General features: G+C 38.5%; 15 protein-coding genes. 12 read left to right on the top strand and 3 right to left on the bottom strand.

All coding sequences use genetic code 11. The annotated features are described in order from the left end of the window. The first annotated feature begins 354 nt into the window (after nt 1-354). The 7 genes from dnaG to ACIFOT_RS17020 all read left to right on the top strand — a co-directional run bounded on the left by dnaG (nt 355) and on the right by ACIFOT_RS17020 (nt 8,429). Nucleotides 355-2,163 carry a DNA primase gene (gene dnaG, locus ACIFOT_RS17050; RefSeq protein ID WP_430066539.1) on the top strand — a complete coding sequence of 603 codons (1,809 nt, stop codon included), beginning with the start codon at nt 355-357 and terminating at the stop codon, nt 2,161-2,163. Between the two features lie 43 nt (nt 2,164-2,206). Continuing rightward, complete coding sequence (rpoD, locus tag ACIFOT_RS17045) at nt 2,207-3,337, top strand: RNA polymerase sigma factor RpoD (protein ID WP_289988034.1); 1,131 nt, start codon at nt 2,207-2,209, stop codon at nt 3,335-3,337. 361 nt (nt 3,338-3,698) lie between these two features. Then, entirely contained in the window at nt 3,699-4,838 is a 1,140-nt protein-coding gene (locus ACIFOT_RS17040) for an acyl-CoA dehydrogenase family protein (protein ID WP_430066537.1), read from the top strand. A 196-nt stretch (nt 4,839-5,034) separates the two neighbouring features. Further along, on the top strand, nt 5,035-5,403 hold the full coding sequence (gene cccA, locus ACIFOT_RS17035; RefSeq protein WP_223591342.1) for a cytochrome c550: 369 nt from the start codon (nt 5,035-5,037) through the stop codon (nt 5,401-5,403). Between the two features lie 89 nt (nt 5,404-5,492). Further along, nucleotides 5,493-6,203: a tRNA (adenine(22)-N(1))-methyltransferase gene (locus ACIFOT_RS17030; RefSeq protein ID WP_430066536.1), complete on the top strand. Its 711-nt coding sequence runs from the start codon at nt 5,493-5,495 to the stop codon at nt 6,201-6,203. Next, nucleotides 6,200-7,315, top strand: coding sequence for a Nif3-like dinuclear metal center hexameric protein (locus ACIFOT_RS17025; RefSeq protein WP_430066534.1), 1,116 nt, complete (start codon nt 6,200-6,202; stop codon nt 7,313-7,315). Before ACIFOT_RS17030 ends, ACIFOT_RS17025 begins: the two co-directional genes overlap by 4 nt. Nucleotides 7,316-7,484: 169 nt before the next feature. After that, nucleotides 7,485-8,429, top strand: coding sequence for a 4-hydroxy-3-methylbut-2-enyl diphosphate reductase (locus ACIFOT_RS17020; RefSeq protein WP_430066533.1), 945 nt, complete (start codon nt 7,485-7,487; stop codon nt 8,427-8,429). A 113-nt stretch (nt 8,430-8,542) separates the two neighbouring features. Here ACIFOT_RS17020 and vrrA read toward each other — a convergent pair whose 3' ends face one another. Beyond that, nucleotides 8,543-9,295: a VrrA/YqfQ family protein gene (gene vrrA, locus ACIFOT_RS17015; RefSeq protein WP_430066532.1), complete on the bottom strand. Its 753-nt coding sequence runs from the start codon at nt 9,293-9,295 to the stop codon at nt 8,543-8,545. A 450-nt stretch (nt 9,296-9,745) separates the two neighbouring features. Between vrrA and ACIFOT_RS17010 the strand changes: the two genes are divergently transcribed. Then, nucleotides 9,746-11,062, top strand: coding sequence for a DEAD/DEAH box helicase (locus ACIFOT_RS17010; RefSeq protein ID WP_430066531.1), 1,317 nt, complete (start codon nt 9,746-9,748; stop codon nt 11,060-11,062). Between the two features lie 22 nt (nt 11,063-11,084). After that, the gene (locus ACIFOT_RS17005; protein ID WP_430066530.1) at nt 11,085-11,978 is read left to right on the top strand and encodes a deoxyribonuclease IV; all 894 of its coding nucleotides are present in this window, start codon (nt 11,085-11,087) and stop codon (nt 11,976-11,978) included. A 44-nt stretch (nt 11,979-12,022) separates the two neighbouring features. On the opposite strand, the gene ACIFOT_RS17000 is transcribed toward ACIFOT_RS17005, so the two are convergent. Beyond that, nucleotides 12,023-12,277 carry a DUF2624 domain-containing protein gene (locus ACIFOT_RS17000; protein WP_430066529.1) on the bottom strand — a complete coding sequence of 85 codons (255 nt, stop codon included), beginning with the start codon at nt 12,275-12,277 and terminating at the stop codon, nt 12,023-12,025. Between the two features lie 135 nt (nt 12,278-12,412). On the opposite strand from ACIFOT_RS17000, the gene ACIFOT_RS16995 reads away from it, so the two are divergent. Genes ACIFOT_RS16995 through ACIFOT_RS16985 form a run of 3 tightly spaced genes read left to right on the top strand, consistent with a single transcriptional unit; the run spans nt 12,413 to nt 14,455 of the window. Beyond that, nucleotides 12,413-13,186 carry a metal ABC transporter ATP-binding protein gene (locus ACIFOT_RS16995; RefSeq protein ID WP_430066528.1) on the top strand — a complete coding sequence of 258 codons (774 nt, stop codon included), beginning with the start codon at nt 12,413-12,415 and terminating at the stop codon, nt 13,184-13,186. After that, nucleotides 13,183-14,052 (top strand): metal ABC transporter permease, encoded by an 870-nt coding sequence (locus ACIFOT_RS16990; RefSeq protein WP_430066526.1) that lies wholly within the window; start codon nt 13,183-13,185, stop codon nt 14,050-14,052. Before ACIFOT_RS16995 ends, ACIFOT_RS16990 begins: the two co-directional genes overlap by 4 nt. After that, the gene (locus tag ACIFOT_RS16985) at nt 14,042-14,455 is read left to right on the top strand and encodes a Fur family transcriptional regulator (RefSeq protein WP_430066524.1); all 414 of its coding nucleotides are present in this window, start codon (nt 14,042-14,044) and stop codon (nt 14,453-14,455) included. Before ACIFOT_RS16990 ends, ACIFOT_RS16985 begins: the two co-directional genes overlap by 11 nt. A gap of 37 nt (nt 14,456-14,492) precedes the next feature. Here the strand turns inward: ACIFOT_RS16985 and ACIFOT_RS16980 are convergent, their stop codons facing one another. Continuing rightward, nucleotides 14,493-15,095: a 5' nucleotidase, NT5C type gene (locus ACIFOT_RS16980; protein WP_430066522.1), complete on the bottom strand. Its 603-nt coding sequence runs from the start codon at nt 15,093-15,095 to the stop codon at nt 14,493-14,495. Nucleotides 15,096-15,188 lie beyond the last annotated feature (93 nt).

The raw sequence follows: 15,188 nt of genomic DNA, 5'->3' as shown, positions 1-15,188 counted from the left end.
TGCGGAGTAATGTAGAATTAATACTAATATAAAAGGCATTTCAACTGTTTTTGTCGTTGCAGATTCCTGCCCGGTAAAAGAGGAGATTGTCGAAATAGCTTCTAAATTTCCTGCACAAGTTCTTTTTGTTGCTTCCTATGTCACCTGTTAATAATAAGATTACATACGCAACTTGGAAATATGTTGATTCTGGAAAGGAAGCTGCGGATTTATTCATTATGAACCATTCAAAAATGGGGACATAGTCATTACTCAGGATAATTCATGATGGAATTAACGAAAAATTTGTCGAAATTTGCAGGAATTTAGTTAATCAACGCAGAATTTATGTAAGAACAAATGAGGTTGTTTTCCATGGCGGAGCGTATTGCCGAAGAAAAAATTGATCAAATTCGTCAGACAGTTGATATAGTTGAAATCATCAGCGATTATGTACAACTGAAAAAACAAGGTCGAAATTACTTCGGACTATGTCCTTTCCATGGTGAAAGCACACCATCATTTTCAGTATCACCCGACAAACAAATTTTTCATTGCTTTGGATGTGGTGCTGGCGGAAATGTTTTTTCTTTTTTAATGGAGCTTGAAGGAATCACATTTCAAGAAGCTGCCATTAAGCTCGCTGGCAAAGGAAATATCGATCTTGATATAAATCTTGCAGGAGCTCGCGGCGAGAGAAAAGTTGCAAAAGATTTGCAAGCAATGCTTGATGCTCATGAGCTGTTAACTAAATTCTACCATCACTTGCTGGTAAATACAAAGGAAGGCCAGCATGCATTGGAATACTTGTTAGGCAGAGGATTTACCCGTGAATCGATTGATAAGTTCCAAATTGGTTATTCCTTAAATTCTTGGGATTTCGTTACGAAATTCCTATCAAAGCGGGATTTTTTACCCGAATGGATGGAAAGGGCCGGTTTGATTATCAAACGTGAACGGGATGGGACGTATTTTGATCGTTTTAGAGATCGGATTATGTTTCCAATCTTTGATCGGAATGGAAATCCGATTGCCTTTTCTGGAAGATCACTGGGACCTGATGAGCCTAAATATTTAAACAGTCCTGAAACGGCAATCTTTAATAAAAGCAAAATATTATACAATTATCATCAAGCAAAACCAAGTCTAAAAAAAATTCAGCAAGCTGTCCTTTTTGAGGGATTCGCTGATGTAATTGCTGCAGATCGGTCTGGTGTGGAAAATGGCATCGCCACCATGGGGACTTCCCTAACAGATGATCATATTGCCCTCTTAAGGCAAAGTGTCCAGTCCGTAACCATTTGTTACGATTCCGATAAGGCTGGTATTGAGGCTGCCTACCGTGCGGGTATTCACCTTAACGAAGCTGGCTTTCAAATAAAAGTAGCCATGATGTCTGATGGTATGGACCCGGATGAATATATTAAAAAGTTTGGTCCTGAAAAATTTCAAAAAGAAGTTATCGGTGCCAGCTTAACCTGGATGGCTTTTAAGTTTAATTACTTTCGAAGGGGAAAAAATCTTCAGCTTGAAGGAGATAGACTTGCCTATATCGAAGAAATAATCAAAGAAATTAGCAAATTAACGAAGGCTGTTGAAAGGGATCATTATTTACGGCAGCTTGCGGCTGAATTTTCGCTTTCTTTAGATGCGCTAAGAGAACAGCAAAAGCAGATTTTCTTTTCAGAGAAAAGAAAGTCAACCGGGAAAAATCAAAATATTAGTAAGACGATCGTAATAAAAAGGCCAGTCGATGAAATAAAGCCTGCTTATTACACTGCAGAAAGGCGCTTAATTGCCCATATGCTAAAGGATCGTGATGTTGCTTACAAGGTTCAGGAATTATTACAAGGGAACACGTTTAATATTGATGAACATCAGGCAATAATAACATATCTATTGGGATTTTATGAAAATCAGTCAGAACCTGATTCGAGCGCATTTTTAACCTATATTCAAGATGAAAATCTTAGGAGAATGGTTGCTAATATTGAAATGATGTCAATAAATGATGAGTTAAGCAACCAAGAATTAACTGATTATATCAAACAGGTGTTGAATTATCAAAAATTGTTAAAAATAAAAGAAAAAGAATTAGAACTAAAAGAAGCTGAAAGACAAAGTGATTTTAGCAGAGCTGCTGTCATTGCAATTGAAATTAACCAATTGCGTAAATCGCTTTAAATAATTTTTATGTGTCTTTGATTTTGGAAGGAGGGACCCCCTTATGGCTGCAGAAAAATCAGCCCGTTCAAAAGAGGCCGAGAATGAATTAACTCTTGAACAAGTGAAAGATCAATTAACAGAAATGGGCAAAAAAGTCGGCGTCCTGGCCTATGATGATATAGCCGAAAAAATGGCTAATTTTGAATTAGAATCTGATCAAATGCATGAATTTTATGATTTTCTAGGTGATCAGGGAATAGAATTAGTCGGTGAAAGTGACGAGGAAGACCCTAATATAAAGGATCTGTCCAAGGAAGATGATGAAGAATTTGATTTAAACGATTTAAGTGTTCCTCCAGGAGTAAAAATCAATGACCCAGTCCGCATGTATTTAAAGGAAATTGGCCGGGTTGATCTACTTTCCGCTAACGAGGAAAAAGAGTTGGCGCTTCGTATTGAGCAAGGTGACGAGGAAGCCAAACGACGCCTTGCAGAGGCTAATCTAAGACTTGTTGTCAGCATCGCCAAACGGTATGTAGGCCGTGGGATGTTATTCCTTGATCTAATTCAGGAAGGCAATATGGGATTAATTAAGGCTGTAGAAAAATTTGATTATCAAAAAGGGTTTAAGTTCAGTACCTATGCTACCTGGTGGATTCGTCAGGCGATTACGCGTGCGATTGCGGACCAAGCAAGAACGATTCGTATCCCAGTTCATATGGTAGAGACGATTAATAAGCTAATTAGAGTGCAGCGTCAATTACTTCAGGACCTTGGCCGCGAACCAACACCAGAAGAAATTGGTGAAGACATGGATTTAACGCCGGATAAAGTAAGGGAAATTCTAAAAATTGCCCAAGAACCTGTTTCCTTAGAAACACCGATTGGTGAAGAGGATGATTCTCATCTTGGCGATTTTATTGAAGATCAGGATGCTACTTCACCGTCAGAACATGCAGCATATGAGCTTTTAAAAGAGCAGCTTGAAGATGTACTTGATACATTAACGGATCGAGAAGAAAATGTTCTTCGCCTTCGCTTTGGGTTAGATGATGGCCGAACTCGTACACTTGAAGAGGTTGGCAAGGTTTTTGGCGTAACCCGTGAGCGTATCCGTCAAATTGAAGCAAAAGCTTTAAGAAAATTACGTCATCCTAGCCGCAGCAAACGGTTAAAGGACTTTTTAGAATAAAATATACTTTTAAATAGTTTACTTCTTAACGGAAGTAAACTATTTTTTTTAAACAAAAGGAAATGTAAGCACTTACTCTGTTTTCATTTATTTTACTGAATTGTCTCTCATTTTGCAAATAGGCATATGAAATTGTTGCTGGGAAAAATTTGATTTTGTTTTCGTGAGAAAGAGATTAATTTTGTTTTTATGATGAAAATAGTACAAATAAACCCCAGTTTTTATAAAAAACAGCCTTTTTGCTTCATTATATTCGGATAATATAATATTTTAAAAAATTTTTAATTGTTGAGAAATTCAAATGAATCCCCGTATAATAATAAAGAAAGCGATTACAAAAGTTTGTTTTAGGGGGATGGACATGAATTTCGATTTAACATCTGAACAAGAAATGATAAAACGGATGATTCGCCAGTTTGCTGATGAGGAAGTAGCACCTGGAGCGATAGAGCGTGATCGAACAAAACAATTTCCAGTAGAAATATTTAAAAAATTGGCTGATATGGGAATTATGGGACTTCCTTTTCCTGAAAAATATGGCGGAGGCGGTGCCGACACTGTTAGCTTTGCCATCGTTACGGAGGAGTTAAGCCGGGTTTGCGCGTCAACTGGTATTACCTATTCTGCGCACATTTCCTTAGGCGGGGCACCGCTATACTTATTTGGAACCGAAGAGCAAAAACAAAAATATTTGACCCCCATTTGTACGGGCGAGTCATTTGGAGCTTTTGGTCTAACTGAACCGAACGCTGGCTCAGATGCAGGAGGCACTAGAACTTCAGCTAAAGAGGAAAATGGTGAATTTATCATTAACGGTAATAAGTGTTTTATTACCAATGCTAGCTATGCAAACCATTTAGCTTTAACGGGAATTACTGGTGAATCTGGCGGAAAAAAAGAGATAAGCGCGATTATCGTTCCGACGAATGCACCTGGTTTTTCCGTAATTGATAACTATGAAAAAATGGGTTTGAATGCATCAAATACAACGGAGCTTGTTCTCGAGGATGTAAGGGTTCCAGTCGAAAATCTTTTGGGGAAACGTGGAGAAGGCTTTAAGCAATTTTTAATTACTCTTGATGGCGGCAGGATTGGTATTGGAGCAATGGCTGTAGGGATCGCTCAGGGGGCTTTTGAGAAGGCGCTCGCTTATGCTAAGGAAAGAAAACAATTCGGTAAATCCATTTCTTCTTTCCAAGCAATTCAATTTAAATTAGCAGATATGGCTATGAAAATTGAGTTGGCGCGTAATATGGTTCACAAAGCGGCATGGTTAAAGGATCAAGGAAGACCTTTTGCTAAAGAAGCAGCAATGTGTAAGTTATATGCCTCTGAAATTTGTATGGAGGTAACGAATCAGGCCGTACAAATTCATGGCGGGTATGGCTATATGAAGGAGTATCAAGTTGAACGCATGATGCGTGATGCCAAGCTTCTTGAAATTGGTGAAGGAACCTCTGAAGTACAAAGAATGGTTATTTCAAGATTAATTGGTTGTTAACAAATAAATAGGGGAATATAAAAAGAGACTGAACAGAAGATTTAATTGTTTTTAGTCTCTTTTCTCTTTTTTACAAAGATTATAGTGATAAAATAAGTTTAGGGCTTTTCCTTCTGTTCATTTTCAAGTAAAATAATAGTTGTTTGTAGACATTTTATTATTTACAAGGTATTCGTACATAAGGGAGGTTATTATCTTGAAGAAAAATCCGGTTATTCCTTTTATTATCATCATGGTTTTTGGTATCGGACTAATGTTTCTATTGTCTTTCAAAGGTCTTGGTGATATGAAAGAAGTCGCTAAGGATAAAGGCGAAGGCGGCGGCAATGAGAAAACGGAAGTGGCTGCAACTAATCCAGAAGACATTTATAAACAAACATGCATAGGCTGCCACGGCGACCAATATCAAGGGGTTGTAGGGCCATCATTAAAAGGTATTGGCAGCAAAATATCTAAGGAAGAAATTATGACTGTCATTACAAAAGGTAAAGGAAATATGCCTCCTGGCCTAGTTCCAGAAGAGCAAGCTGCTGCAATGGCAGATTGGGTATCAAAGATTAAGTAATCAAGTTACATATAAAAAAGTCCTTTGCATCTGTAAAGGACTTTTTTATATACTAAATGAAATACATACAGATAAAAGTGGTGGAATTTATGAATACAGATAAATTATCAGTTCGTTTGGCAGCTGTAGCAAAATATGTACCTGAAGGCGCAAGGATGGCAGATATTGGATCCGACCATGCCTATTTGCCCTGTTTTTTAGCAAAAAACACAAGTATACCCTTCGCGATTGCCGGTGAAGTAGTGGAAGGGCCGTTTAAGTCTGCTAAAAATAACGTAATGTCAGAGGGGCTCACGGAAGTCATATCCGTTAGGTTGGGAAATGGCCTTGAGGTCATCCGTCCTGAAGAAGTTGATTGCATTACTATTGCTGGAATGGGCGGTGCATTAATCGCAAGTATTTTAGAAAATGGAAAAGATAAGCTTAGCACCGTTAAGCGTCTTGTACTGCAGCCGAACATTAGTGCAAATTCTATTCGAAAGTGGTTTCTTGAAAACAATTGGCAGCTAATTGCTGAAGAAATTTTGGAGGAAGATGGGAAGATTTATGAGGTGCTTGTGGCTGAACAAGGTAATCCTTTAAAGTCTTATTCGTCAAACCTGGATTTAGGATTATTAATGGGTCCATTCCTTCTCCAAAACCAGAACGAAGCTTTTTGGAAAAAGTGGGAGGCTGAAAAAAACAATTGGCTGAAAATTTACAAACAGCTTGAAAATGCAGCCCAAACACAGGAGACAATTGAAAAAAAAGAAGAGCTATTAAATAAAATTAAAATGGTTGAGGAGGTTTTTGCTCGATGAAAACTCCAAATGGTCATGAACTTATTCAGCTTTTTGAACAATTTTCACCGAAAGGCCTGGCGATGGAAGGCGATAAGATAGGTTTGCAAATCGGCCGTTTAAATAAAAAGATTGAACGAGTTATGATTGCACTTGATGTACTCGAAAATGTCATTGATGAGGCGATTGAAAAAAATGTCCAATTAATTATTGCCCATCATCCTCCGATTTTTCGCCCTTTAAAAAATATCAATACTGACACAGTTCAAGGACGGATGATTGAAAAATTATTAAAACATGATATTGCCGTGTATGCGGCACATACAAATTTGGATGTGGCAAAAGGCGGCGTGAATGATTTGCTGGCATCAGCTTTAGGTTTGCAGGAAGCTGAAGTGTTGGTTCCCACCCAGGATACTCCGCTTAAGAAGTTAGTCGTTTTTGTTCCAGTAACACATGCTGATGCCATTAGAGAAGCACTAGGCGTTGCTGGTGCAGGAAATATCGGGAATTATAGCCATTGCTCTTTTTCCGCAGATGGAACAGGACGATTTATGCCTGAGGTAAACACTAATCCTTATATCGGGCAAACTGGTCAGCTTGAAGCTGTTAATGAGGTTCGAATAGAGACGATTGTTCCTGAACCACTGTTAAAGAAGACCATCACGGCCATGATTAAAGCTCATCCATATGAAGAGGTTGCCTATGATGTCTATCCATTGGAAAATAAAGGTGAAGTTCTTGGCCTTGGAAGAATCGGGAAAATTGCTGAAATGACTTTAGCTGAGTTTGCAGAACGGGTAAAATCAGCGCTTGAGGTAGAAACAGTGCGTGTGGTTGGTGATTTAAGCTCGAAAGTAAAAAAGGTGGCAGTATTAGGCGGGGACGGCAACAAATATTTTAGTCATGCAAAATTCAAAGGGGCAGATGTGTACGTAACAGGAGACATCTATTACCATACGGCACATGACGCTATGATGCAGGGCTTAAACATGATAGACCCTGGACATAATGTCGAAAAAATTATGAAAAAAGGGCTTACGGATACATTACAGAAACGGTGCCAAGAGGCAGGCTATGAAGTCGAAATTTTCCCTTCAGAAGAAAACACAGACCCTTTCCAATTTATCTAAAGTCCACTAATAAAGTTGTCCTTTATCTACTTGATGAAGGACATTTTTATGCAACTGAAGCCGCTTTAAAAAGATGCACAGGAAATATGTATCTTTGTATTATCTCTATTAGTTTTATATAATAAATACATAGTTTATGAATCATAGTCTTTTAGGAGGACTTTTTAATATGCAGATAATTAAGATATCGCCACGCGGTTACTGCTACGGTGTTGTTGATGCAATGGTTATTGCAAGAAATGCCGCTTTAGATAAATCATTACCTCGCCCAATCTACATATTGGGAATGATTGTTCATAATAAGCATGTTACGGATGCATTTGAAGAAGAAGGCATCATAACACTTGACGGGAAAAACCGAAAAGATATTTTAGAAAAAGTAGATAAAGGGACTGTCATTTTTACAGCTCATGGAATCTCTCCAGAAGTCCGAGAGATGGCTAAACAGAAAGGGCTTGTCACAATTGATGCAACGTGCCCGGATGTAACAAAAACCCATGATTTGATTGAAGAAAAAACAAAACAGGGCTACCAAGTCATTTATATTGGTAAAAAAGGACATCCTGAACCGGAAGGCGCTGTTGGCGTAGCACCTGGACAAGTCCACCTTGTTGAATCTCCAAGCGATGTGGAAGCATTGAATCTTGATTGTGACAAACTAATTGTTACGAACCAAACCACGATGAGCCAATGGGATGTTGCTGATACTATGAAGAAGGTTCAGGAAAAATTTCCGCATGCTGAGGCTTATAAAGAAATCTGTCTTGCCACTCAAGTGCGTCAAGAGGCTGTAGCAGAACAGGCAATTGTGGCAGATGTTACAATTGTGGTCGGTGATCCGAAAAGTAATAATTCGAACCGGTTGGCACAGGTTTCTGAAGAAATTGCAGGAACTAAAGCATACCGTATTGCTGATATAACGGAACTGGAAATTGACTGGATAATAGATGCTAAAAACGTTGCCGTAACTTCTGGGGCCTCAACGCCAACCCCGATTACAAAGGAAGTCATCACCTTCCTTGAACAATTTGATCCCAATAATCCAGCTACATGGGAACGACGCAGAAATGTACCATTAAGCAAAATTTTACCTAAAGTGAAAAAAGAAAAATAACTTTAAAAAAAAGGCTATGTTAAAGGCAGTTGTTGAAATCAACAACTAGTGTAACAGTGCCAAAAAGAAAAGCACATGGGATTTCAGTAATTGAAATCTTATGTGCTTTTTTATTAAATATACAATTTTGGAACAGAGGCTCCTTTTTTCTGCTGCCTGTTGCTATTCGTTTTTGGCTGTTGATTCTTTTTTCGTGTCGTATTCTTTTTAGAAGTCTCCAATTCACTTGATTCCGTGCTTGATGACTCTTCCATTGCTGCTTCAGTGGTTGTATCCTTATTATCAGTTGATTCATCCGTGCTTTTTGAAGAATTTTTTAGTCCTCTATACAGTTTCCACATGGCCGGAAGATTTTTCACTAATGGCCCATATTGTTGAACCATTGGACCAAGGGTTTGCGCTGTTTTCAAAACCTGCTGGGTATTGTTGAGAATGTTTGTAAGCCCACCAGGGTTACTTAATGATTGGAGTAAGCCACCGCCGCCTCCTGAAGCCGCACGTCCAGCTCCTTGCATTCCCATCATTCCGCGAGCTTGATTTCCTCCTCCGAGAAGTCTCGAAAGTAGGCCGCCACCGCCGCCTCCTGAAGCTCCACGTCCAGCTCCTTGCATTCCCATCATTCCGCGAGCTTGATTTCCTCCTCCGAGAAGATTCGAAAGTAGGCCGCCACCACCCCTATTCATTTGTGCTCCACCCATCATGGGATTTCTTCCGCCAAAAGGATTTGCAGATGGTCCCATCATCGGGACGCTCCCACCAAAGGGGTTAGGACCTGCCCCCATCATTGGACCACCGCTGCCGAACGGACCTTGCATCATTTGCGGAACCATTCCTCCCTGCATGGGGAATCTTGGTCTTGGCTGCATTTTTTTAGCCTCCTTTCTGATATTATCAGGATATTTTTCATTCGACTTTGAGAATTGTCCAGCTCCAGCGCCTAGGGTTCTCTGGTCATAAGCCAAGCCATCGGAAAGGGATAAAGCAACCTTTCCGCCGGCTCGTCTTATGCTTGTCGCCCCTAGGAAAAAAGCAGTTCATTTTTTCCCTGGTCAAGGCGCTTCCGCTTTTCTAATAACCCTTATAAATTAAGGTATGCATTTATAATAAATTGGTTTAGGTATAATACACAGGACAAAAACAAATTTAGTTGTTTAAAAGTTCCCAATAGGTAAAAAATGATACTAATAGGAAAGATACTGGTGTTTTGCAGGAATCTTTAATATAATTGCATGATGGATATTAAAGTGGAAGCTCTTGCTAAACAAAGAAAACTACTCCATAGTCATTAGATTATTTTTATATTAAGGAGCAATTACATGAAAGAAAATCGTTTTGATCGTTTTAAGTTTCAACCGTTTATTATAGAAGCCATTAATCATTTTGGATTTTACGAGCCGACAGAAATCCAGGAACGGATGATTCCATTAGTATTAAAAGAAGAAAGTGCTATTGGTCAATCTCAGACTGGTACGGGAAAGACACTTGCTTTTGTGCTGCCAATCCTCGAAAAAATCAACCCTCAGCGGCAGGAGGTCCAGGCAGTAATTACAGCACCGACTAGGGAACTGGCATCGCAAATCTATCATCAAATCCTGAAAATCACCGAACATTGTAATCCGGAACAGCCAATCATGACAAGATGTTATATTGGCGGAACGGACAAGCAGCGCACTATCGAAAAATTAAAGGTACAACCACATATTGTTGTGGGGACTCCAGGCAGAATCAATGACCTCATTGCAGATCAAGCCCTTTTTGTTCATACAGCAGGAATTCTCGTCGTGGACGAAGCGGATATGATGTTAGACATGGGGTTTATCGAAGATTTAGATCGTGTGGCGGCTAGGATGCCTGAGAACCTGCAAATGCTAGTATTTTCAGCTACCATTCCGGAAAAGTTAAAGCCCTTCCTTAAAAAATATATGGAAAATCCAAAAACCATCCAAATTGAAGCAAAACAAAAGGCAGCGCAAAATTTAGAGCACTTTTTATTACCTTCAAGACATCGCAATAAAAAGCAGCTGGTTCATGACGCTCTGCTTGCGTACAATCCTTATTTAGCAATCGTCTTTACGAATACAAAAAAAATGGCGGAAGAAGTAGCCAGGTTTTTAAATGAAAAAGGCTTAAAAGTAGGACGGGTTCACGGAGATTTGAATCCGCGTGAACGGAAAAAAATGATGAAGCAAATTCAGGATTTGGAGTATCAATACATCGTAGCAACCGATCTTGCTTCAAGGGGAATTGACATCGAAGGGATTAGTCATGTCATAAATTATGAATTGCCTTCAGATTTAGATTTTTATATTCATCGGGTCGGTAGAACGGCTAGAGCAGGAAATACAGGAGTTGCTTTGACCATTTATGAATTATCTGATGAAGATGCTTTAAATCGGTTAGAAAAAATGGGTATTCAGTTTAAGTATGTTGATTTGAAAAAAGAAGGATTTGTGGAATCGGATGAACGGAATAAACGAAAAACTCGGGTAAGGCAGGAAGATGAGGCCGACAAACTTGCCAAATCCATTGTTAAAAAGCCGCAAAAAGTAAAACCAGGCTATAAAAAGAAAATGCAATGGGAAATGGATAAAATTAAAAAACGGCAGCGAAGAATAAATCAGAAAAAGAAATAATTAAGAAATGGAGAGGAAAGCGATGTTAAAAATCGGATCACACGTCTCGATGAGCGGAAAAGATATGTTGCTTGCTGCAAGCCAAGAAGCTGTTTCTTACGGTGCCAATACGTTTATGATATATACGGGGGCACCGCAAAATACAAGACGTAAAAAGATTGAGGATTTGAATATTGAAGCGGGCAGAAGACATATGGAGGCAAATGGGATTTCGGAAATTGTGGTCCATGCTCCCTATATCATCAATATTGGTAATAGTGAAAACCCGGATACGTTTGAATTAGGCGTCCGCTTTCTTCGTTCGGAAATTGAACGAACTGAAGCGATAGGTGCCAAGCAAATCGTACTTCATCCAGGAGCACATGTCGGTGCTGGGACAGAAGCAGGAATTAAGAAGATTATTGAGGGTTTGAATGAAGTTCTGACTGGGAAAGAACAGCTTCAAATTGCCTTGGAAACCATGGCTGGAAAAGGTTCAGAATGTGGAAAATCCTTTGAGGAAATTGCGATGATTATGGATGGGGTTAACTATAGTGATAAACTGTCCGTTTGTTTTGATACATGCCACACTCATGATGCCGGTTATAATATTGTTGAAGATTTTGATGGTGTTTTAAATGAGTTTGACAAGATTATTGGAATTGAAAAATTAAAGGTACTTCATATTAACGATAGCAAGAATGCTGTAGGAATGCGGAAGGACCGCCACGAAAATATCGGGTTCGGTCATATTGGCTTTAAGGCACTCAATTATATTGTTAATCATCCGCAGCTGATGGATATACCAAAAATCTTAGAAACACCATTTGTAGGGGAAGATAAAAATAATAAAAAAGCACCATATAAACTCGAAATCGCGATGCTCCGTGAGCAAAAGTTCGATGAAGACCTATTAGATAAAATCATGCAATCCTAATCATAATACAAAACAAGCTGTGCACTCTGCACAGCTTGTTTTGTTTATTTTGTGAATGACATAAATAATTTATTAACCTCGCGTGCTGTTTCAGGACCAGCCACTTTTGCGATTTCTCTAACGATTTGAGTCCGTTGCGTATTATCAAAAATATTGATATTTTTACCTCTTAAGTATGCGGAAATTTTGGCTGCCTGCTGTCGATTAATTACAATATTAAATTGATCTGCATATTTCAATAATTCGTCTGCAGTAATTGTATTTATTTTATGATTAATGATGTTTTCAAAAATTTTCACCCTCACCACTCCTCCCTCCTAATGTATGAAGATGCGGCAAGAGTGTGACAACTGGCTTTACAATCTGAAAGCACTATTGTATACTTTTTGAAGTAAATCGGAATGATTCTTATAATTAAAAGGTGAGAGTGCTGTATGCAATCAATTATTGAAATTAATCATTTATATTATCGTTATGAAAAGGACACTGTCCTTGAAAATATTAACCTATCCATTCCTGATGGTTCTTTTTTAGCCATAGTCGGTCCAAATGGCTCTGGGAAATCAACCCTTCTGAAATTAATTTTAGGATTGTTAAAACCGCAAAAAGGGGAGATTTTTTTATTTGGCCAGGAGATAAGCAAATTTAAAGCTTGGCAGCAAATCGGCTATGTTTCACAAAAGGCTAATTCTTTCAATACGGGCTTTCCTGCGACCGTATTTGAGGTAGTCGCAAGCGGGCTGACAAAAAAGCTTGGGATGTTTAAGGTTTTTAAAAAAGAGCATTCACGAATTGTTTTAGATGCATTGGATGCCGTTGGAATGAAGAAGTTTCATAACCGAAATATTGGTGAACTTTCCGGAGGGCAGCAACAGCGAGTTTTTATTGCACGAGCCCTTGTCAGTGAACCAAAGCTGTTAATCCTAGATGAGCCAACGGTCGGAGTCGATGCAGAAAATGTTAATGCTTTTTATCAAATGCTTGATGATTTAAATAAAAATCGAGGAATCACACTTCTTTTAGTTACCCATGACATCGGAACGATTTCAGACAAGGTAACACATGTTGCCTGCTTAAATAAAAATATGCATTTTCACGGGGAAACTAGCGAATTTGAGCAGCTAAAAAAAGAAGATATGTCCAAAGTTTATGGTCATGATGTCCATCTGATTGCCCATAATCATGATCACGGAGGCGTTTTAAAATGATTCAAGGAATATTTCATTATGAATTTTTACAAAATGCCTTTTTAACAGGAATCTTGATTGGAATTCTTGCGCCATTATTAGGCGTTTTTATTGTCGTTAGAAGATTATCGTTAATTGCGGATGCCCTTAGCCATGTGACACTTGCAGGAATTGCGGCAAGCCTTTTGCTTGAACGATATGTTGCAGCGTTAGCTGGTTTAAATCCTCTTTATTTAGGGATGGTATTCTCTGTAGGAGGCTCCTTGTTTATTGAAAAGTTAAGAGGAGTGTATAAGCACTATCAAGAGCTGGCCATTCCCATTATTCTTTCAAGTGGAATTGGGCTAGGGGTCATATTTATTTCTCTGGCAAATGGGTTTAATACCGATTTATTCAGTTATTTATTTGGCAGTGTATCAGCAGTAAGCAGAACGGATTTACTCGTCATTTTTATCATAAGCATTCTTGTAGTCGCCGTTATCATTTTATTTTATAAAGAATTGTTTTTATTATCGTTCGACGAAGAACATGCGAAAGCTTCAGGCATTGCCGCAAAGAGTATTCATTTCATTTTCATTGTAATGGTGGCATTAGTGATTGCAGCATCGATGAGAATTGTTGGAATTTTGTTAGTTTCATCGTTAATGACACTGCCGGTTGCGGCAAGTATTCGTATTGCCAAAGGCTTTAAACAAACGATTTTCTTGTCAGTTTTATTTGGTGAAATTTCTGTCCTTGGAGGACTTTTTACAGCATATTATTTAGATTTGGCCCCTGGCGGAACGATCGTGATGCTTGCGGTCCTAATACTAATAATAACAATCTTTTATAAGAAATTAATGATTAATAAGCATGTGCTTTCGGAGGTAGAGTCAAGTGAACGTTAATGAAGCTATTCAATATCTAAAAGAAAACGGCTTTAAACAGACAGGAAAAAGAGAAGATATGCTTCAACTATTCGCTGACAGCGACAAGTATTTAACGGCTAAGGATGTTTTAGATCGATTGAAAGATGATTATCCCGGCCTGAGTTTTGATACGATTTATCGAAATCTCTCTCTGTTTGTTAACATGGGGATTTTAGAAATGACAGAATTATCAGGTGAAAAGCATTTCCGCTTTACGTGTTCGAGACATAATCACCATCATCATTTTATTTGTTTGGATTGTGGAAAAACAAAGGAAATTGAAACCTGTCCGATGGATGGATTAAGTGAAAATTTAAAAGGATACGATATTTCCGGGCACAAATTTGAAATCTATGGAAGATGTCCTGAATGTGTAAACTAAGAAAAAACAGCTTGCGGAAAGACCGCAAGCTGTTTTTTTAAATGAGTGAGCTAACCATTTCACGGTTGTTTTTTTGCTGTCTCAACCAATGCTCTACCCAATCATAGGCCTCTGCCCAGTCATAAACGCGAATGACCCCTTTAGGAATTGGATCTTGGTTGTAGGGGGTATCAAATAAAATGACGGGAATGTGACACTCTTCGTGAATGGTAACAGCATTATCGTGTTTATCTTCAAAAAAGATATCGATTTGATGCTTTTTCACAGATTCAATTTTATTATGGGTTCCAATTAATTCAATATGGTGGTAAAGCAGCTCATTAGCGGTAAACCATTTTTCTGTTACATCAAAGAGATGCTGCCCTCTGGCACTGATAAAATACAACTCGTGTTGATTTTCCCATTTTTTTAGGACGCTTTTGGCTCCTTGTGCCAGCGGTGAACCTTCATAGATGTTCGGTTCATTTTCGTGAAACCATTTGGCAAATTCTTTTTCTGAAACATTTACAAACGGGGTCAATTCATATTGATTAACATCCTCATACACAATGTTTAGTCCAAAAGCTTTGTTGATATAAGGTAAAATTGAAGTTGGGCACGTAACCGTACCGTCGATATCAATTCCAAATCGTTTTCTCATTTGTGCTCACCTTCAAATTGCATTTGCGTATCTCATTCTATTTTACCAAAGAAGCGTGTTTTATAAAGTAAATAATTTTATGTAATATTTTTC

It is taken from the genome of Neobacillus sp. NRS-1170 (genome assembly GCF_050468025.1).
This window is presented reverse-complemented; position numbering and strand designations above follow the sequence as displayed.